This is a genomic window from Microbacterium sp. Leaf351 (assembly GCF_001423825.1).
GTDB classification, from domain to species: Bacteria; Actinomycetota; Actinomycetes; order Actinomycetales; family Microbacteriaceae; genus Microbacterium; species Microbacterium ginsengisoli.
The window spans coordinates 56,638-57,561 of sequence record NZ_LMPK01000003.1 but is presented as its reverse complement, the minus strand read 5'-3'; the positions used below and the strand labels follow the sequence as shown (position 1 = coordinate 57,561).

Below are 924 nucleotides of genomic sequence, written 5' to 3'. Positions count from 1 at the left end.
CCGCCCGGCGACTGCTGCCGCTGCACTCCCAGCCGACGGCGTCCACCGGCGAGACCGGCAGTGCTCAGCGAGAGCTCGTCGAGCTGCTCGCTCTACCCGACGTGCGTGACATCGACGTCGATCGCACGTGGCTTCCCCGTCTCGAACGCGACCGGCTGCGGGTGCCGATCGGACAGGACACCTCGGGCGCCGCCCTCGTGCTCGACCTGAAGGAAGCCGCGCAGCAGGGCATGGGACCCCACGGTGTGCTCATCGGCGCCACCGGCTCCGGGAAGTCGGAGGTGCTGCGCACCCTCGTGCTCGCGCTCGCCCTCACCCACTCCCCCGAGCAGCTCAACTTCGTGCTCGTCGACTTCAAGGGCGGCGCGACCTTCGCCGGCATGGCCGGGATGCCGCATGTCTCGGCGATCATCACCAACCTCGGTCAAGAGCTCGCTCTGGTCGACCGCTTCCAGGATGCCCTGCAGGGCGAGGTGGTGCGGCGGCAGGAACTGCTGCGCTCCGCCGGGAACTTCGCCAACGTCAGCGACTACGAGAAGGCGCGCAAGAACGGCCGCAGCGACCTCGAACCGCTCCCCGCGCTGCTGATCGTCGCCGACGAGTTCAGTGAGCTGCTGTCGGCCAAACCCGAGTTCGTCGACAGCTTCATCAACATCGGCCGCGTCGGTCGCTCGTTGCAGGTGCATCTGCTGCTCGCGTCACAGCGACTCGAGGAGGGCAAGTTGCGCGGTCTCGACACCTACCTCTCCTACCGCATCGGTCTGCGCACCTTCTCCGCCGCCGAATCCCGCAGCGTGCTCGGCGTTCCCGACGCGTACACGCTCCCTCAGGAGCCCGGAGTGGGATACCTCAAGGCCGACACCGAGAACCTCGTGCAGTTCCGCGCGGCCTATGTGTCCGGGCCCCCGAAGACATCGCGCTCCC

General features: G+C 68.4%; 1 protein-coding gene. It reads left to right on the top strand.

Annotation, left to right across the window (positions count from 1 at the left end):
- The coding region (gene eccCa, locus ASG00_RS16365) for a type VII secretion protein EccCa (RefSeq protein WP_235559061.1) at nucleotides 1-924 on the top strand (924 nt) is incomplete at both ends.